We start from the raw sequence: 17,668 nt of genomic DNA, 5'->3' as shown, positions 1-17,668 counted from the left end.
ACTTCCCTTCCTTTTTCATTTCGAATCCAGAAATGGCCTACCTAAGATCGCAATATTTAGACTGATGAGAGAAGAACATTTCTGATGATCTTGAGATTTGCCATTTCCTCAATGACAGGTTAAGAATTGCGTTAATCAACCAAGAAGGCATATATTTACAGCTGAAATACAATGTTTTAGCGTGAACTCAACTAGAATCAAGTGAGTATGCAATGTTTCTGATTTGCGAATTCAAAACTTATCTAGTGTGTTGTTGTATGTTATGAATAAGTGCTGATCAGGGCACACATCCTATTCCCGACAAACCTAAAACAAGCACATCTCAATCCTTGATGGAACAATCTATGCAATGTCCTAAATGTGGCTCAGCTGATATCGAACAGCGCGATCATGAACAGAATTTAAAGAAAATTGGCGGCATTCTCATGAGTTCAGCGGGTGCAACTGCAGGGACTGTGGGTGGCGCTGCTTCAGGTGCATCGATTGGCGCTGCAATTGGTACAGTAGCCGGACCTTTAGGTGTGATTGTCGGCGGAACCGTAGGCACTTTTGTCGGTGCAATCAGTGTCGGGATTACCGGCGGTGTGGTCGGTAATTTTCTGGGGAAAAAAGCCGGGGTTTCTGTCGACCGTAATCTGTTTCAGGATTATCAATGTCTGAAATGCAAATACAGATTTAGTCAAAAAGATCAAAAAGATCAAAAAGATCAAAAAGATCAAAAAGATCAAAAAGATCAAAAAGATCAAAAAGATCAAAAAGAAGCCTAATAAAATTCAGGAAATGAAGTTCATTCTTCATTTCCTGTAAGTGCTTGTCAGACTCGATTGAGTTTCAGTACCACTTCACCTAAACGCTTGCCTTGTACTTCACACAGAATTTTTTCATCCTGACTCAGGCCCTGATCATGCCGTGGGCCGCTGACATGACTAGCGCCATAAGGCGTACCACCAGTTTTGGTATTCGAGAGTGCCGGTGTTGAGTTACTAAGCCCCATGATCATCATGCCATGATGAAATAACGGCGGCAGCATGGTGAGTAAAGTACTTTCCTGTCCGCCATGCATGGAACCTGATGCCGTAAACACGCAAGCCGGTTTACCGTGTAGCGCTCCATTCAGCCACAGACTCGTGGTCTGATCCCAAAAATATTTCATTTCAGAGGACATATTGCCAAAACGGGTCGGTGAACCGAGCGCCAGGCCGGCACACTGCGCCAGATCATCCAGAGTACAGTAAATATCCCCTTCTGCCGGAATACTCGGTTCAGCAACTTTTACCATACTGGAAATATTTGGAACTGTCCTGATTTTTACTGCCACGCCTGCCGCTTCAATTCCATTGGCAATCAGATGCGCCATTTCTTTGGTTGAGCCATATTTGCTGTAATATAAAACAAGGACATAAGGTTGCATCATGGTTCTTATTCATTACTTAAAAAAATAAAACTATACGATACTTTGCAAGTTTTTTGGTTAAGCTGATGATGAAAATTCATGATGATTAAAAAAATTGAGATTGGATGCAGATGATTGTTAAGTATTTAAAGAAATTACCTTTCTATGAAAAACACTGGTTTCAATTTGTTTTATTTGTACTTCGACGCTTTGAAGCAGACCGCTGTCGCGAACAGGCAGGTTCCCTAACCTACACTACCTTGTTTGCGGTGGTGCCGATGCTGACGGTTTTTCTGGTAATTATCTCTTCCATTAAAGCGCTGGAACCTGCGCGGCAGCAATTACAGCAACTCATCTATAGTAATTTTTTGCCCAAAACCACCATTGCCTTTGATAAAGCCTTGAATGCCTTTACCGATAAATCAAGCAATCTCACCATCATTGGTATTCTGTTCTTGTTTGTGACGACAGTATTGATGCTCAGCAGTATCGAAACGGTGTTTAACCGCATTTGGCGTGTGACTGAAACGCGAGGCGGGATTATGGGCTTTATGCGTTACTGGACCATCATTTCGCTAGGGCCGATTTTACTCGGCAGTGCGTTTGTGATTTCCTCGACCGTGGCATCCATGAGCATTCTCAGCAATAACTTTGCCGGTTATGAGCTGGATGGTGCCTTTGTTCTCTGGGCAATTTCCTTTTCTTTGACTGTACTCGGATTTTTCATTTTGAACTGGACTATCCCGAATCGCAGTGTACCGCTTAAATCTGCCTTTATTGCCGGTCTGTTTAGTGCCGTGGTGTTTGAGCTACTGAAAAACCTGTTCGGCTATATCATGTCGAACTTCACCAGTTATGAAATTGTCTATGGTGCCTTCGCCGCCGTGCCGATTTTCCTGCTCTGGATTTATCTGTCGTGGATTATTGTGTTATTGGGGGTTGAAATCAGTTATGCCCTGACAGCGTTTGAATCTGGTCAGGACAATAAACGCCATCCCATCGTCATGCTGCTAGATCTGTTAGAACTCTTTTATAAAAAACAGAAAACCGGTGAAAGCATCAGTGAAGCACAAGCGCTTGAAGTGCTGGGCCGAGATGAAATTGGCCGCTGGCCGAGCTATGTCGCCATGTTTGAAAAGCAGAATCTAATCAAACGCACCGATGAGAATGAATATGTGCTGGTTCGCGATCTGGATCAGGTCAGCTTCTGGAATTTTTATCTGCAATTGCCTTATCCACTGCCACGCAAAAACCATCTCACCAATGCCCAAACTGATGATATCTGGATGCAAAATTTCTCACCTAGATTACAGGAAACCGATCAATATCTGGAAGAAAAACTCAATTTTCCATTATCCGAACTGTTCCGACATAAATAAAAAAATCCTCTCGCTTGAGAGGATTTTTTTTAACTGATAGCGGTAGATTTCCAGCAAACAATCGCACCTACGCTTACCAAGGCTGTCCCGATCCAGAAACTGAGTTCGGGCCTGACATCCAGAATCAGCATCGACATGACTGAAGAAAAAATCGGCATAAAATAGGTGGCTAAAATCAGCACCTTGATATTGCCGAATTGCATGCTCTGATTCCAGTTACTATAGGCGATACCAATCAGACTGCCTACCACCGTAATTCCCAGCCATAGCTTGAATGTGGGCATGATAAAAGGTTCATTTAATCCTAAATGTAAGAGCCATAAGCTGATTACAGCGACCAAAAAGAAAATCGGTACACCATTTTGTCCGCGGCCGTAGGTTCTGGTCAGAACGCAATAGCAAGGCCATAACAAAGCGCCGAGAAAGGCAAAGCCATAAGCCCAAGGATTTTCAGCTAAAACCTGCATAAACTTCGGCAGATTAGTGATTTCTGGATTGACCACCAGCATCAGTCCCATCACAGCGAGCAGAAAGCCTGGAATCACCCAGAGGCGGGCCTGCAACTGTCGGGCAAAAATCGAAAAAACAATCATCAAGGGTGGCCACAGATAATTGATCATGGCAATCAGCATCACCTGTTCACGATTATCCGACCATGCCACAGCAACCAGAAATAGAATCTCATAAGCCACAAATAAAGCGCCACAACCGAGCAGATAACGCTTGGACATTTGCGTGATTTTTGGAAAGCCGGTGAACGCAAAAATCGCCAGACTGCTAAAACTATAAATTAAAGCAATCCCCTGCACTGCACTTGTAAATTCAGTAATCAGTTTCACTACGGCGACCAGACTGGCCCAGATCAGAATAGAAGACAGACCAATCCAGGTCGCTAAATTTACAGACCAGATTTTCATGCTTGCTCTTGAATGCTTTTATTGATATTCGGTTTTTTCAGCCATCCCTGCAAACTCACTAGAATCACACCCAGCATGACCATACAGGTGCCGATAATAAAATTGATTTCGATATGTTCATCCAGAATCAGTACGCCGAACAGCATGCCGAATACAGGGGTCAAAAAGGAAAATACCCCTAGACGCGATGCCAGATAATGCTTCAGCATCCAGAACCAGATCAGATAACTGGCAAAGGAAATCAGCACGGTATGAAAAACCAGACTGGAAATAGACAACACCGTCCATTGAATGGCTGCTTGTCCAGTCAGAACAGCCAGAGGCAATAACAGCATTCCACCTATCAATAATTGATAGAACAAAGTCTGGGTTGCAGGTGCTTCAGCCAGTCGGCTCAGACGTACACTGACTGTAGTGGCTGCCCAGAATACGCCGCCAAGCAAAGCCAGAAAATCTCCCCACAAGGCATCAGTTTGTAAAGTTGATTCTGTCTGTGGACGTAACAGAAAGCTGACTACAATTCCGCTAAAGGCAAAAAATATTCCGCCCCATTGCACAGAAGACAAACGCTCTGCCGGCAATTTCCAGTGTAAACCCAAAGCCACAAAAATCGGCGCGGTATAAAGTAAAACAATCGTATGCGAGGCTGAGGTATAACGCAGTGCCTCACCAATCAGATAGAATTCGGTTGCAAACAACACACCGACTAGTAATCCTGCAGGTAAATAGCGTGCATTCCAGAGTTGACGGCGCACGCTCTGCTGAATCAGGGGATAAACCATCAGCGCAGATAAGGCTGAACGCAAGGCAATTTGCATCAGGGCTGAAATATCACTGGCGGCCCATTTCAATACCACCTGTTGTAAACCCCACAACATACACAATACAAACATGATGGCAGATGCTTTGGCATCTAATGCCTGACGCTGGCTCACATACGGTCCTGTTGCTCATTTGGAAGGTACACTATAAAAGTGTCAGAAATAAAAGATATACTTCAAAGTAGACAAATGATGGTGTTATTCAGGCAATTTCGGTGATGCATAAAAAAATCCAAGCAGATTCAGCTTCGCTCAAGCAACTTCCGACCCATGATCTGATTCAAGCACCGCTCTGGCTCAGTTTCAGGGAGGATCCCGCGCAATCTGTTTATCCGCTGCATGGCCATGCCTGGGGAGAATTTGTCTATGCTTTTCATGGCGTGATGGAAGTGAATATTAATCATATAAATTATGTGACACCTTCACCTCACGGCATCTGGCTCCCGCCAAATTTAGAACATCGTGGTCTGAACCGTACCGCAGTTTCTCATGGCACCCTGTATGTGCATGAATCACTATGCAGCCAACTGCCCACCCAACCCGGCATCCTGCTCAGTGCACCTCTGGTCACCGCTTTATTCACCCACCTGAAACAACTGCATCAGCAAGACCATCCAGCACTCGAGAATTCAGTTGAATATCAGCGTCTGCTACAGGTGCTGCTCGATCAGCTGCAGCAAGCCCAACTGGTCAGCAGTTATTTACCACATTCAGAACATGCATTGCTGAAACAGATTTTAGATTATTTACATCAGCATCCGGCAGATCAGAGCTCGCTGCAGCAACTGGCAGAACGCGTCAATTTAACCGAGCGGACGCTAGCGCGATATAGCCAGAAAGAACTGGGAATGTCACTACATGAATGGCGGCAACGCCTGAAAGTGATGCAGGCCATGTCTTTATTAAATTCAGGTCATAGCGTTGAAAGCATTGCCTTTGATCTGGGCTATGCCAATGCCTCGGCATTTATCAACATGTTTAAACGCTGGATGGGAAGCACCCCTGATCAGTTTCGCAAGCGTTATACTGTTAATGATTAAAATTATGCATATGAAAAAGGAGCCAATAGGCTCCTTTGATTCAAAGTTTTGGTTATTTCACAAAAGTCGTCCAGACATAATCCTGAGACTGACCCTTCAGCGTCATTTTCAGTTGATCACCGGAATGTAATGCTGCAACACCTGCCGGTGTACCAGTCATCACCACATCCCCTTCTTCCAGAGTAAAGACCTGACTGATGTCAGCCAGCAAGGTCGCAATATCAAAAATCAATAAAGCGGTATCGCCTTTTTGACGTAGCTCATCATTGACTTCGAGTGTGTAATGCACATCTTTCCAGTCAGTGACTACATCGGCGACAGGCACCCAGTCCGACAACAAACAAGAACCATCAAAGGCTTTGGCACGTTCCCAAGACTGGCCTTTTTTCTTGAGATCATCCTGTAAATCACGCAAAGTTAAGTCCAGACCTAAAGTCACCGCACCCACAGCTTCAAGTGATTTCACAGGATCGCTTTCTTTGCTTAAAGTCCGGTCAATGCGCAAGCTGAGTTCACATTCATAATGACAATTGCCCCATTCCGGATTCCATTCAATGCCTGCTTCGAGCGAACTTAAGGCACTCGGTGGCTTGATAAACAATACCGGACGATCAGGGATCGCATTGCCGAGTTCTTTGGCATGATCGGCATAACTGCGACCCACGCAAACGATTTTGGATGGACGTGTGCTCATGATCAAAACTTCCCTTTTCCTTTTATAGATATCTGAATTATTTTTTAAATGTATGCTCGAACATACTCTGTTCAGTGCCGTCCTTAAATGCACGCTTCGGCACAATAACCACGGTACGGTTTTTTAATTCCAGCATATAAGTGAGTTTACCGACAGCAAAATTCTGCACTTCGCTATATGGCACCAACTTACTACGATCATTATTAAAAATTTCCGCATAGTCCTGATACAAATCAATACCCTGTTCGCTTTTACCAAACTGATATTTAACAAACTGACGTTTAAACATCATCGGCAGGAACCAGTAACGCATAATACCTTGCAGGAGCAGAAAGAATGCGCCCAAAGCCACGTAATAACGTCCGACGCCATCAAAACCCATCGAGAAACCCCAGATGATGATCCCGATACTGACCAGAGGCGTCAGAAAACGTGAAATCTGCTTTTTACCAAACGTCGCCAGGGCAAAACCATCCTGAGATTCTTCTAAAGTCAGAAAATAACGGGTCGATAAAGTCGGTGCTGACTCAGTCATAGCATCACATCAAAAATAAAATCTTGCCCAATACTATACCAAAATATCCATAGCGCTTATGGCCTGTCGCATCAATTACATAACTTTGCTTTGGAAATACGTGCATTTGGTTTTAAATAAACAGCAATTAAAACAAAAAATACGCAACAGGATGTTGAATGAAAGGATTAAAGCAATGCATGCTCATCGGTGTTTGTTTGGCAGTTTCTGTCCCAGCACTGGCCAAGATTATTCCTTGGAATGCCGAATTGCCGAGCAGTCTGAGTGCTTATCAGGGCAATGCCCAGCAACTGGCAGAATTAACCGGCGAGCGGATTCTGATTTATGCGCATCCAACCAGTAAAACCCAGCTCCCCACCTTAAACAATAATGCAGCCAGCAAGACACAGTTTTATAGTGCAGCTGTGGTATTGCCTGTGGCTGAAGCTCAAGTTGAAAAATTGCTGCGCCATTATCCAAATTATGTGGGTCTGTTTCCAACTTTAAAGTCAGCCAAAGTGCTAGAGCAGCAGGGTTCGATTCAGCAGATTAAATATCAGGTTCATATCCCGACCCCGATTCCGGTGTTAAACTTTAAAGAAACTGTAGTGATGCAGCATCATCTGGGCGAAAATAGCATCAGCACCTTAATTATTGATGCGCCGATTCCCTATGGTGCGGGAAAACTGGAATGGTTTGCACTGGGTCCGCATAGAACGCTGGTGACTGTCACCCAATGGGGCGACCTGAACCAGCCCAAAGGCTTTTTATTCAGTAAAATCCTGAATGCGCTGCCTGAAGCCAAACTCGGCATTCCGCCGAGCACCAATGCATTTCTGCTGGAAGCACTACAACAACGCTTTAAAACCGAGCATACAGCAGCACTAGCAACTCCGATTCCGCAACTGAGATTCAACCCTCAACAGCTACAAAAAATTGCCCAGATCAGCCAGAAGTCTGGTCAACCGGTCAGTTTCATTTTGCCGAGCTATCAGGTCAAAGAAGGAAAAGTCTCAGAAAATTTAAGATTTAGTAGCACCTATCAATATTTTGCGCATCCGGTCGAAAAATTGCGGCCGTGGTTAGCAGCTGAAGCAACCCAGCAGCTTTTCCCCCGGCAGATCAAGAAGGTCGAACTTAATCCGGTCAATACCCAGAATATAGATGCCAACTATAAGGTGTCGGTCGGTTTAGGGGTGATTCAGATCCTGTTTAATTTCAAGATGCGTTTTTACCAGCCTGATGCCCTGCAAAACCAGTTTAATGCCAATGGTGGCGACTTGAAGTTTGTGAAAGGTGGCATGCGCTTATTACCGCAGTCACAAGGTACCTTATTTCAAATTACCAGCAGCATGAAGATTCACGATCAGGCGCCATTCTTATTAAGAGCCATGCGCAGCATGCCCTATCACGATGTTTTACCTGCGGTAGGTGGCAATACCGTTTATGCACTGAAAGTGCAGCAGAAATTAAGATGAGCAGGAAGCAGAGAGTTATTGGTTTTTTATATGAAAAATAGTTAAAAATCACAGACGTAAAAAAACCGCATCAACGTGCGGTTTTTTCAGAATTCTTATCAAGATTGGTGCGCTCAGAGAGATTCGAACTCCCGACCCCTTAGTTCGTAGCCAAGTGCTCTATCCAGCTGAGCTATGAGCGCGACGTCTTGATGGGGTGCATTATACGAGCTTTTTCAGTCTTGTTAAGTGTTTTTTAATAAAATCACAACTGAATGTACAGTAATTAAACGATGCATCAAAATTTATAGTTTTCTGCTGAAAACTTCTACGGATTTAGAGCTAAAAGCACTTAATTAATTCAACCAAGAAGCCGGATTTTCCAAAAAATTCCAGCACTACGCAATGGGTCAACCTTAAGTATTCTCAACCAGGTATCCAGCCAGAATAGAATTCGAATATAAAACAATCGTCACCCTTGTACGCTTTATCACTCGCCTATTGTTCCAGTCTTTACTGCTCCTGCTCTTTGATAATGCGTAAACACAATACCATTTGAGCTGGCCAAGTGATCTATCAATTGAAAAGCGGCGGGTATTGATTCATGGCTAAACAGGCGTTTGCCAACACCCAGAATGATTGGAAAAGTCAGCAGACGAAGTTCATCCACAAGCTCATATTTAAAAAGCGCCTGTACCACTGCAGCACTGCCATAAACTCGAATATCCCCCTCTCCTGATGCTTTAAGCTTGATTACCTCATCAATGCTTTTCAGAAAAAGGGTATTTTGCCAGTCGGAATCCTCCAGACTGGTAGAAAGGACATATTTATTGACGTCATTAATTCCCAGCCAGTCTTCAGTATGTGTGGGCCAGTAAGATTCAAAAATCTGAAAAGTATGTTTCCCTAAAAGAATATCGGAGGGCTGCATCCATTTTTGCATAATGAAATCAAATGCCGGATCAGGTTCCCCGTTAAAATACGGTGCCACCCAGCCACCATATTGAAAACCACCAGATAGATCTTCTTCCGGGCCGCCGGGCCCCTGCATCACGCCATCGAGGGTCAAAAATTCCTGGACAATGATTTTTCTCATCACGATTGCCTTTATTTTTATTCACTCGCCTGAGACTTATTTTTAGCACGTGCTGTCTGGTGTTTCTGTAAATTTTAGGCACAAAAAAACCGCAACATGTGCGGTTAATTGTTCAAGTTGGTGCGCTCAGAGAGATTCGAACTCCCGACCCCTTAGTTCGTAGCCAAGTGCTCTATCCAGCTGAGCTATGAGCGCGTAACTTGTGTGCCTAGGTTGGCAATACGTTTTTTCTGCTTAACTTACTTGGTGCGCTCAGAGAGATTCGAACTCCCGACCCCTTAGTTCGTAGCCAAGTGCTCTATCCAGCTGAGCTATGAGCGCGCGACGTAAGTAAGCGTGGCGGTGAGAGAGGGATTCGAACCCTCGATACAGTTACCCGTATGCGTCCTTAGCAGGGACGTGGTTTCAGCCACTCACCCATCTCACCGTAACGTGCGGCCATAATACAAATTTCGGCATGGCACTGCAAGCGCAGCATCAAAAAAAAGTGCATATTTTTGCTCGTTTAAATACTTTTTAAGCAATTCCTCGATTTTTCGTGCATTTTGATAGTAAAAAAACTGCATAAATTTCCAGTTATCGAAAATTAACAGAAAATTGAAAACTTAAATGGATTATTGCAATCATTTACGTGCAGTCTGCGCACACATGTTTTATGCTAAACCTATCTCCTAAGATAAATTTAAAGACATGATGAAAAACTGGGTCGATCCTGAAGCAAAAGCTGAAGCCGAACGTTATGACAACCCTATCCCTAGCCGCACGCTCATTTTAGAAACCATCGAAAAGAACAATGCCCAGTCCCATGCAGACCTGGTCGAACATTTTGAAATTGCAGATCAAAAAAGTATTGATGCCCTGAGCCATCGTTTAATTGCGATGGTGCGTGACGGGCAACTGATGAAAGACGGCTACAAGTTTCAGATTGCCGTCGAGCAACCTGAATCCGAAGCGACGGTTTATATCAATTCCCGGGGGATGGGAACTGCCAACATTTCCGGCCAGGACGACCTATTACTGGCTGAGCGTGAACTGCGCCTGGTCTTTAATGGTGACCGCGTTAAAGTGCGTCAGACTTCGGTAGACCGTAAAGGTAAGGCCTGGGGCTATATTACTGAAGTTGTGCAGCATCGTGTCAAACAGATCATTGGTAAAGTGTCAGAGTATGATGGTGAATACTTTATCCAGCCAGCCAACCCGAATGCACATCAGCCAATTACCCTTGAAAAAGAACTGATTGAACATGCCCAAGTCAATCTGGGTGACTCGATTCGTGTGGCGATTGATACCTATCCGACCCGTGAAGAATTCGCGACTGGGCATATTGTGCAGTCCATGGCAGACAAGGCCGATACTGAAATCATCATTCCACAAACCATTTTAGAATATGGTTTGCCTTATGAATTCCCGGAAGAAGTTGTTAAAGAAGCCGAGAGCTTTAAAGAACCAACGGCCAAAGACCATGAGGGTCGTGTGGATCTGCGTGATTTAGCCTTAGTTACTATTGACGGTGAAGATGCACGTGACTTTGATGATGCCGTTTATGCCGAAAAACGTCCCGGCGGTGGTTATCGTGTAGTCGTAGCCATTGCCGATGTCAGCCATTATGTGCGTCCAGGCAAACCGCTGGATGATGAAGCGCAGGAACGCGGGACGTCAGTCTACTTCCCGCACTTTGTTTTACCGATGCTGCCTGAAGCATTGTCGAATGGCCTGTGTTCGTTAAATCCGAGGTGGTGTTTCAAAAAGTATGCTGAAAAAAAGCAGGTTGGATTTTGATAAAATAGAGAAATGCGAATAACTCTAGAAATCAAGTGTCCAGCCTGCCTAAGTGACAGTATAAAGAAAAATGGCACAAAAGTAGATGGTAAGCAAAATTACCAATGTAAAATATGCAGACGTCAATTTATTGGTGATCATGCTCTCAGTTATCAAGGCTGTCACTCAGGTATCAAAACCAAAATATTACACCTCATGGTGCGAGGCAGTGGTGTCAGGGATATAGCAGAAATTGAAAGAGTAAGTATCGGTAAAGTTCTACGGACACTTAGCCAATCAAAATATCAACTTCGAGCACAGCAAAGTCATTATGAAACCCTTGAAGTAGATGAGTTTTGGACTTTTGTTGGTCATAAGCAAAATAAACAATGGCTAATTTATGCCTATCATCGAGAAACAGGTGAAATTGTTGCTTATGTATGGGGTAACCGAGATTTAGCCACTGCAAAACGACTTAAATTAAAATTGAAGCAGTTAGGTGTAAGCTATACATGTATATCAAGTGACCATTGGGATAGCTTTGTTACGACCTTTAAAGAATGCAAACAGTTGATTGGTAAATTTTTCACTGTGGGTATAGAAGGCAATAATTGTCGATTACGGCATCGAATCAGGCGAGGCTTTAGGAGAAGCTGCAACTTCTCCAAAAAGCTTGAAAATCATTTCAAAGCCTTTGATTTAGTGTTCTTTTATATCAATAATGGATTCGTTTAATGCCAGCATACTTTTTGAAACACCACCAAATCCGAATGTTGACCGCCTATGTATGGTCTGTGATTTAAAACTGTCACGTGCTGGCCGTGTTACCGGTTTTGAGTTCTATCCATCTGTTATGCATTCCAAGGCACGTTTGACCTATGATCAGGTCGCACAGTATCTGGAAGGTGACAGTCAAGCCATTACCGAAGACCGTGAAGTTCGCAAGTCGATCAACACCCTGTTCCAGCTTTATCAAGTTCTTAAAAGTTTACGTGCTGAACGCCATGCCATGGAATTTGAAACCGTCGAAACTTACATGACCTTCGACGAACTGGGCGGAATTAAAGAAATTTTGCCGCGTAGCCGTAATGATGCGCATAAGCTGATTGAAGAATGTATGTTGCTGGCCAACGTGGCAGCCGCAGAATATGCATTGAAAAATGAAATGCCAATGTTGTACCGTGTGCATGAGCCACCAGAGTTCTCACGTATCCAGAAAGTCCGTGACTTCGTCAAGCTGCTGGGTTTGAATTTCCCGGAACAGCCGACTCAGAAAGATTATCAGGCGGTGATTGAAGCGACCAAAGAACGGATTGATGCACCAAGTATTCATGCCGTGTTATTACGCTCCATGATGCAGGCTTACTATGGTGCGAGTAATGCAGGCCATTATGGTCTGGCTTATGAAGCCTATACACATTTCACTTCACCAATTCGCCGTTATCCGGATTTGTTATTGCATCGTGCAATCAAAGCACATTTAAATAACAAGCCATCTCCGCTTTCAGGCGGTGCTTTAGATGAAGCTGGTGACCATTTCTCTGCCACAGAACGTCGTGCAGATGAAGCGTCGCGCTCGGTGACGACCTGGTTGAAATGTCATTATATGCAGCAGCATCTGGGCGAAGAATTTGTCGGCATTATTAGTGCAACGGCAGAATTTGGCCTGTTTGTCACGTTAAAAGATCTGTATGTCGATGGTATGGTGCATGTCAGCCAGCTAGGTGATGACTTCTTTGTCTTTGATCAAAGCAGCCAGAATCTGATCGGCCAGAACCGTGGTCAGGTCTTTGGTCTGGGTGATGAAGTCAAAATCAAGGTTGCCGGTGTCAATCTGGAAGAACGTAAGATCGATTTTGAACTGGTGCAACAACTCAGTCATGCCGGCCGTGCAGTTCGTGCCCGTGCACCGCGCGTGAGTGAGAAAAAACCAGTATCACGTCCAGCAGCGACAGAAGAAGTGTTTGGCAATAATGAACGTGAATCTAAATCCAACTTGAGCGCCGATGGAGAACAACCCATACGACGCAAAAAAGGAAAAGGAAAACCCAGCTCTTACAGTAAAAAGTCTGCTAAACCATCTGCAGGAAAGTCTGAAGCAAAGGTTAAAGATAAAGTAAAGAAAAAGGCCAAGGTCAAAAAGAAAAAGTCGAATGCAAAAGCCAAGACTGAATAATTTTTGATGGTTTAAAAAGAGCGCTATGGCGCTCTTTTTTATTCATAATCAAAATACTAACTAGAAATAAAAAGGAATTATAAATTGGAAGTTATTAATATTCTAACATTAATCATTTCTCTTATGGCTCTGCTCGTAACCTACGCAGTATTTAAATCCGATCAGCAACCACAAATTATTATTTTTGCTACGCCTCATTATGGGAAAGAATCCGTAATCCAACTTCATGTTAAAAATATTGGAAAATCCATCGCTCATAATGTAAAAATATCTAGTGATCGACCGATCCCTCGCGCGGCATTTGGAATTGAAAAATTAAATTCTGAAAAACAAGATTTTGAAACTGGTATTTTTAAAAATGGAGTCAAAGTATTCCCACCCAATCAGAGCTATATATACGATTGGGGGCAATATGGGGGCTTAAAAGATTCATTAGATAATTCCCCTATAACATTCACTATTACATATTTGTATAAACACCCTTTGAATCTTTGGAAAACAAAAATCACTGACATCTCTACAATTGATATAAATGAATTAGAATCACTTCCAGCATCCAATGGAGGATTATTAGAACAATTAAAAAATATCAATAAATCATTAACAACCTTAAATCAAAAGATCGAGAAAAAACTGTAGATAGCTTGATTTCCTAGCTCATAACCCCTACATCTAGATTTAACATAGGAAATAAATCGGCAGACCGACATGACTTTAGAAAAGGCAACTTTGCCTGTTCCACAATTTGATCAGATTACGCTGGCTGAGCTAAAACAAAAAATTGAAAGCTGTATCTCTGAAGGGCAAAAGTTCCTGAATGACCTCACCGAAACGCCTACTACAGTACAGGAGCAGCTGACTACTCTGGAACATGTCGACACGCTTGAAAACAATATGAGTGAGTCTTGGGGCATCTTGTCACATTTAAATGCCGTGATGAACAATGCCGAAACCCGTGATGTCTACCAAGCACTTTTACCGGGTCTTAGCGAATATTATACGCAACTGGGTCAACATACGGCGCTGTATCAGACCTATCAGCATATTTATGATGCGTCGATTTATAGTGAACTGCCGGCAGCGCAGCAAAGCGCTATTAAACTGGCCTTACGTGACTTTAAATTATCTGGGGTGGCGTTAGAGGGTGAAGCGAAAAAACGTTATGCGGAAATTTCGGCACGTCTGTCCCAATTATCTTCCGACTTCTCCAACCATGTGCTAGATGCGACTCAGGCCTATTTCAGACCGCTGAATGAAGATGAGTTAGCGGGTCTATCTTCAAATAATATTGAGCTGTTAAAACAATATGGTCAGCAACGTGAGCTGGATCAACCGGTGGCTACGCTGGATTTCCCGTCTTATCTGGCGATCATGACCCATTCAGAAAATCGCCCTCTGCGTGAAGAACTCTATAAAGCTTATACCACGCGTGCGTCAGATCAGGCTGAACAGAGCGAGTTTGACAATACTGCACTGATCGAAGAAATTCTCAGTTTGCGTCTGGAAATGGCAAAACTGCTTGGCTTTAATAATTATGCGGAATTGTCCTTAGCCAGCAAAATGGCACCAAGTGTAGAGGCCGTAGACGAATTCTTGCGTGATCTGGCAGAGCATGCCCGCGCGCCAGCAGAGAAAGAAATTGCAGAACTGAAAGCGATTGCTGCTGAAGATGGCATCCGTGACCTGCAACCGTGGGACAGTGGCTATTATTCTGAAAAGCTGAAAATGCAGCAATTTAACCTGTCACAGGAAGCGCTTAAACCTTACTTCCCTGCACCGAAAATCCTGCAAGGCCTGTTCAGTATTGTTAATCGTCTGTATGGCATTCAGGTGATTGAACGTGAAGCGCCTGTATGGCATCCGGATGCACGTTATTTTGAATTAGAAGATCAGGGTCAGGTGATTGGCGGTTTCTATTTTGATCTATATGCACGTCAGGGCAAACGTGGCGGTGCATGGATGAGCGGTTTCCGTTCCCGTATGCAGACCAGTGATGGCTTGCAAAAACCGATTTGTTATATGGTCGGTAACTTTACTCCACCCGTCGGCAATCGCCCTGCACTCTTGACCCATGATGAAGTCATCACCTTGTTCCATGAATTTGGTCATGGCCTGCATCATATGCTGACAGAAGTGGACAATATTGCGGTAGCAGGTACCCATGGCGTGGCTTGGGATGCGGTCGAACTGCCAAGCCAGTTTATGGAATTCTGGGCCTGGGATCAGGAAAGTCTGGATCTGCTCAGCGAGCACATTGAAACTCAAGAATCCTTGCCGGCAGAGTTGCTGAAAGCCCTGCTCGATGCACGTTTCTTCCAGTCTGGCATGCAAACCCTGCGTCAGCTTGAATTTGCCCTGTTTGACCTGAGTATTCACCGAGCCAATCCGGCTTTAAATGCAACACAGGTTCAGGCTACTCTGAATGAGATCCGTGAAAAGTATGCGGTCCTACCGACCACCGACTATAACCGTTTCCAGCACAGCTTCAGTCACATTTTTGCCGGTGGTTATGCAGCAGGATATTATTCCTATAAATGGGCCGAAGTTTTGGCCAGTGATGCCTTCGACCGCTTTGAAGATGAAGGTATTTTTAATACCACTACCGGAAAGCAGTTTCGGGAAAATATCCTCGCAGTTGGCGGAAAAGACACAGCACTTGACGCATTTATCAATTTCCGCGGACGCGAGCCAAAAATAGATGCGTTGCTGCGTCATCAAGGTTGGACGAACCCCTCTAAAAACGCTTAAACTAGCTTTTTAAGTTGATCACAAGGTGAGTATGATGACCATTAAACGTCGTTTCATTGCAGGCGCAAAATGTCCAAAATGTCAGGCGTTAGATCGCGTCGTCATGCTGACCTCTGGTGAAGATGAATGGATCGAATGTATTGAATGTGGTTATGAAGAAAATCGTCCCACACATGTTGATCAACCAGAAACACCAGCTGTTCCAGATGAAGTTGGCGTGATTCAGTTTAAACCTCGTTCAGTAAAATAAAAATCAAGGTTCAAGCTATGTCAGTAGAACAAAGAAATAACCCCAAACTTTTAATGGGGATTATGGGGGCTTTAGTTACTGTCGTTGCATTGGTATTGCTATATCAGTGGTTGAATGCCTCTTCCGGTGAAGCGGAACGCATACATCAGGAAGATATCGCGGCTGTTCCGGCAGCAAAACCTGCGGCGAAAACTGAAGAAGATACGGCGGCAGCGAAAGCACCTGAGACGATCGAAGCTAAAGCACTGGTATCAAATCAGCTGTTAGATGCACCAGTGCCGGAGAATGCCAGTTTGGTCAAAGAAGAAGTGGCTAAATTAGATGACATCCAAGTTCAGCTCAATGAACAAAAAGCCACACTGGATGCGCAGCATAGCGATGCCGACCAGTTGGTCCAACTGAAAGAGGAACAGATCAAGTTACTTGAAGCACAACTTGCTCAAAGCCAGTAAATCTCGACAGCATTTCAGCTAGAATATCGTCAGATCTTCTAGCTCAGTTGTTTCCATGTCTGCCCCAGCCGCTCCGCATCTGCTTAAAGCCATTCTGTTACTGACCTGCTCTGCTTTTCTCTTTTCAGTCATGGGCGTCTGTATCCGTTATGCCTCAACAACAATTGATAATGCTACCGTGGTCTTCTTTCGCAATTTTGTTGGGCTGTTTATTTTCCTGCCTTTCATTTTCAATAAAGGCATTGGTTTTTTCAAAACTGAAAAACTATGGATGCACACTTGGCGCGCAGTGGTCGGCCTGACTGCCATGTACGGCTTTTTCTATGCCATTGCTCATTTAAAACTCTCCAATGCCATGGTCTTCACCTACTCTTCCCCGATTTTTATTCCTTTGATTGCCTGGCTATTTCTCAAGGAAAAAATCACCACAAGCATGTTAGCCGCAGCTCTGATTGGTTTCATCGGCGTACTCTGTGTTGCCAAACCGGATTCGGGTTTAATTAACCTGATGTCGGTCATTGGTTTGGGTGCAAGTTTTCTGGCGGCGATGGCGTTTGTCACGGTTCGAGCGCTGACCAAAACCGAGTCTCCGGAAAAAATCGTATTTTATTTCTGCTTTATTGGCACCCTGATTTCAGTAATTCCGATGTTCTGGCTATGGCGACCTTATACTCTGACAGAACTCAGCTATCTGATTACTGCTGGCATCCTGGCCAATTTCAGCCAACTGTTCATGTCAAATGCCTACAAGCTGGCTCCGGCAGGACAAATTGGACCGGTCAACTATGTGGCGATTTTCTTTGCCGGCATGTGGGGCTTTCTGTTCTGGCATGAGGTTCCAGACCTTTATAGCCTGATTGGGCTGGGGCTGATTTTCTGTGCGATTCTACTGTGTAGCCCGATTCTACAAAAGCGCCTGAATTCATCCAAGATTTGATCAAGATTCGAAATCAAAGCAATAAAAAAGCACCCG

Annotated in this window: 16 protein-coding genes, 4 tRNA genes and 2 pseudogenes; 12 read left to right on the top strand and 10 right to left on the bottom strand. The window is 44.1% G+C overall.

The annotated features are described in order from the left end of the window. Window positions 1-332 precede the first annotated feature (332 nt). On the top strand, window positions 333-767 hold the full coding sequence (locus F995_RS02005) for a hypothetical protein (RefSeq protein WP_016806774.1): 435 nt from the start codon (window positions 333-335) through the stop codon (window positions 765-767). A gap of 47 nt (window positions 768-814) precedes the next feature. On the opposite strand, the gene wrbA is transcribed toward F995_RS02005, so the two are convergent. Further along, window positions 815-1,411, bottom strand: a complete 597-nt coding sequence (gene wrbA / locus F995_RS02000; RefSeq protein WP_016806775.1) for an NAD(P)H:quinone oxidoreductase — start codon at window positions 1,409-1,411, stop codon at window positions 815-817. Window positions 1,412-1,524: 113 nt separating this feature from the next. On the opposite strand from wrbA, the gene F995_RS01995 reads away from it, so the two are divergent. Next, on the top strand, window positions 1,525-2,772 hold the full coding sequence (locus tag F995_RS01995; RefSeq protein WP_004645086.1) for a YihY family inner membrane protein: 1,248 nt from the start codon (window positions 1,525-1,527) through the stop codon (window positions 2,770-2,772). A gap of 29 nt (window positions 2,773-2,801) precedes the next feature. On the opposite strand, the gene yddG is transcribed toward F995_RS01995, so the two are convergent. Beyond that, window positions 2,802-3,689: an aromatic amino acid DMT transporter YddG gene (yddG, locus tag F995_RS01990; protein WP_004645085.1), complete on the bottom strand. Its 888-nt coding sequence runs from the start codon at window positions 3,687-3,689 to the stop codon at window positions 2,802-2,804. Next, a complete protein-coding gene (locus F995_RS01985; protein WP_004645084.1) occupies window positions 3,686-4,624 on the bottom strand; it encodes a DMT family transporter in 939 nt (312 codons plus the stop codon). Before F995_RS01985 ends, yddG begins: the two co-directional genes overlap by 4 nt. A 104-nt stretch (window positions 4,625-4,728) precedes the next feature. Between F995_RS01985 and F995_RS01980 the strand changes: the two genes are divergently transcribed. Continuing rightward, complete coding sequence (locus F995_RS01980; protein WP_004645083.1) at window positions 4,729-5,550, top strand: AraC family transcriptional regulator; 822 nt, start codon at window positions 4,729-4,731, stop codon at window positions 5,548-5,550. Window positions 5,551-5,602: 52 nt separating this feature from the next. Here the strand turns inward: F995_RS01980 and F995_RS01975 are convergent, their stop codons facing one another. Both F995_RS01975 and F995_RS01970 read right to left on the bottom strand, forming a co-directional pair. Beyond that, window positions 5,603-6,244, bottom strand: a complete 642-nt coding sequence (locus tag F995_RS01975) for a fumarylacetoacetate hydrolase family protein (RefSeq protein WP_004645082.1) — start codon at window positions 6,242-6,244, stop codon at window positions 5,603-5,605. Window positions 6,245-6,281: 37 nt separating this feature from the next. Next, window positions 6,282-6,779, bottom strand: a complete 498-nt coding sequence (locus tag F995_RS01970) for a YcxB family protein (RefSeq protein ID WP_004645081.1) — start codon at window positions 6,777-6,779, stop codon at window positions 6,282-6,284. Window positions 6,780-6,937: 158 nt separating this feature from the next. Between F995_RS01970 and F995_RS01965 the strand changes: the two genes are divergently transcribed. Then, a complete protein-coding gene (locus F995_RS01965; RefSeq protein WP_004645079.1) occupies window positions 6,938-8,236 on the top strand; it encodes a hypothetical protein in 1,299 nt (432 codons plus the stop codon). Window positions 8,237-8,341: 105 nt separating this feature from the next. Here F995_RS01965 and F995_RS01960 read toward each other — a convergent pair. From F995_RS01960 to F995_RS01940, 5 genes are all read right to left on the bottom strand, one after another. Continuing rightward, window positions 8,342-8,418, bottom strand: a tRNA-Arg gene (locus tag F995_RS01960). Between the two features lie 287 nt (window positions 8,419-8,705). Next, the gene (locus tag F995_RS01955) at window positions 8,706-9,311 is read right to left on the bottom strand and encodes a dihydrofolate reductase family protein (protein ID WP_004645078.1); all 606 of its coding nucleotides are present in this window, start codon (window positions 9,309-9,311) and stop codon (window positions 8,706-8,708) included. Between the two features lie 118 nt (window positions 9,312-9,429). Then, window positions 9,430-9,506: transfer RNA gene (locus F995_RS01950), tRNA-Arg, on the bottom strand. A 49-nt stretch (window positions 9,507-9,555) separates the two neighbouring features. Next, window positions 9,556-9,632 (bottom strand) — tRNA-Arg (locus tag F995_RS01945). A gap of 16 nt (window positions 9,633-9,648) precedes the next feature. Beyond that, a tRNA-Ser gene (locus F995_RS01940) sits at window positions 9,649-9,738 on the bottom strand. Between the two features lie 263 nt (window positions 9,739-10,001). Here F995_RS01940 and F995_RS01935 point away from each other — a divergent pair. The 8 genes and pseudogenes from F995_RS01935 to F995_RS01900 all read left to right on the top strand — a co-directional run. Continuing rightward, window positions 10,002-11,042, top strand: a pseudogene (locus tag F995_RS01935) (RNB domain-containing ribonuclease); the annotation flags it as partial. Between the two features lie 60 nt (window positions 11,043-11,102). Next, window positions 11,103-11,804, top strand: a complete 702-nt coding sequence (locus tag F995_RS01930) for an IS1 family transposase (RefSeq protein ID WP_004282341.1) — start codon at window positions 11,103-11,105, stop codon at window positions 11,802-11,804. A 28-nt stretch (window positions 11,805-11,832) separates the two neighbouring features. Beyond that, window positions 11,833-13,245 (top strand): annotated as a pseudogene (locus F995_RS01925) (ribonuclease R family protein); the annotation flags it as partial. Window positions 13,246-13,329: 84 nt separating this feature from the next. Next, window positions 13,330-13,884: a hypothetical protein gene (locus tag F995_RS01920; RefSeq protein ID WP_004645074.1), complete on the top strand. Its 555-nt coding sequence runs from the start codon at window positions 13,330-13,332 to the stop codon at window positions 13,882-13,884. 69 nt (window positions 13,885-13,953) lie between these two features. After that, the gene (locus tag F995_RS01915; RefSeq protein ID WP_004645073.1) at window positions 13,954-15,993 is read left to right on the top strand and encodes a M3 family metallopeptidase; all 2,040 of its coding nucleotides are present in this window, start codon (window positions 13,954-13,956) and stop codon (window positions 15,991-15,993) included. Between the two features lie 40 nt (window positions 15,994-16,033). Beyond that, window positions 16,034-16,243 (top strand): YheV family putative zinc ribbon protein, encoded by a 210-nt coding sequence (locus F995_RS01910; protein ID WP_171054337.1) that lies wholly within the window; start codon window positions 16,034-16,036, stop codon window positions 16,241-16,243. Between the two features lie 17 nt (window positions 16,244-16,260). Further along, window positions 16,261-16,695, top strand: coding sequence for a restriction endonuclease subunit S domain-containing protein (locus tag F995_RS01905; RefSeq protein WP_004645071.1), 435 nt, complete (start codon window positions 16,261-16,263; stop codon window positions 16,693-16,695). 55 nt (window positions 16,696-16,750) lie between these two features. Further along, window positions 16,751-17,632, top strand: coding sequence for a DMT family transporter (locus tag F995_RS01900; RefSeq protein WP_004645070.1), 882 nt, complete (start codon window positions 16,751-16,753; stop codon window positions 17,630-17,632). Window positions 17,633-17,668: the final 36 nt, after the last annotated feature.

This window comes from Acinetobacter sp. CIP A162 (genome assembly GCF_000367905.1).
Lineage (GTDB): Bacteria > Pseudomonadota > Gammaproteobacteria > Pseudomonadales > Moraxellaceae > Acinetobacter > Acinetobacter lwoffii.
Note: the sequence above shows the minus strand (reverse complement) of the source record. Positions and strands in the feature narration are given on the sequence as shown.

Excerpts from the sequence above, each read along its gene's own strand:
- F995_RS01915 (WP_004645073.1), top strand. The coding sequence starts at position 13,954 with ATGACTTTAGAAAAGGCAACTTTGCCTGTTCCACAATTTGATCAGATT.
- F995_RS01995 (WP_004645086.1), top strand. The coding sequence starts at position 1,525 with ATGATTGTTAAGTATTTAAAGAAATTACCTTTCTATGAAAAACACTGG.
- F995_RS01930 (WP_004282341.1), top strand. The coding sequence starts at position 11,103 with ATGCGAATAACTCTAGAAATCAAGTGTCCAGCCTGCCTAAGTGACAGT.
- F995_RS01975 (WP_004645082.1), bottom strand. The coding sequence starts at position 6,244 with ATGAGCACACGTCCATCCAAAATCGTTTGCGTGGGTCGCAGTTATGCC.
- yddG (WP_004645085.1), bottom strand. The coding sequence starts at position 3,689 with ATGAAAATCTGGTCTGTAAATTTAGCGACCTGGATTGGTCTGTCTTCT.
- F995_RS01955 (WP_004645078.1), bottom strand. The coding sequence starts at position 9,311 with ATGAGAAAAATCATTGTCCAGGAATTTTTGACCCTCGATGGCGTGATG.
- wrbA (WP_016806775.1), bottom strand. The coding sequence starts at position 1,411 with ATGCAACCTTATGTCCTTGTTTTATATTACAGCAAATATGGCTCAACC.
- F995_RS01980 (WP_004645083.1), top strand. The coding sequence starts at position 4,729 with ATGCATAAAAAAATCCAAGCAGATTCAGCTTCGCTCAAGCAACTTCCG.
- F995_RS02005 (WP_016806774.1), top strand. The coding sequence starts at position 333 with ATGGAACAATCTATGCAATGTCCTAAATGTGGCTCAGCTGATATCGAA.
- F995_RS01900 (WP_004645070.1), top strand. The coding sequence starts at position 16,751 with ATGTCTGCCCCAGCCGCTCCGCATCTGCTTAAAGCCATTCTGTTACTG.
- F995_RS01970 (WP_004645081.1), bottom strand. The coding sequence starts at position 6,779 with ATGACTGAGTCAGCACCGACTTTATCGACCCGTTATTTTCTGACTTTA.
- F995_RS01905 (WP_004645071.1), top strand. The coding sequence starts at position 16,261 with ATGTCAGTAGAACAAAGAAATAACCCCAAACTTTTAATGGGGATTATG.
- F995_RS01965 (WP_004645079.1), top strand. The coding sequence starts at position 6,938 with ATGAAAGGATTAAAGCAATGCATGCTCATCGGTGTTTGTTTGGCAGTT.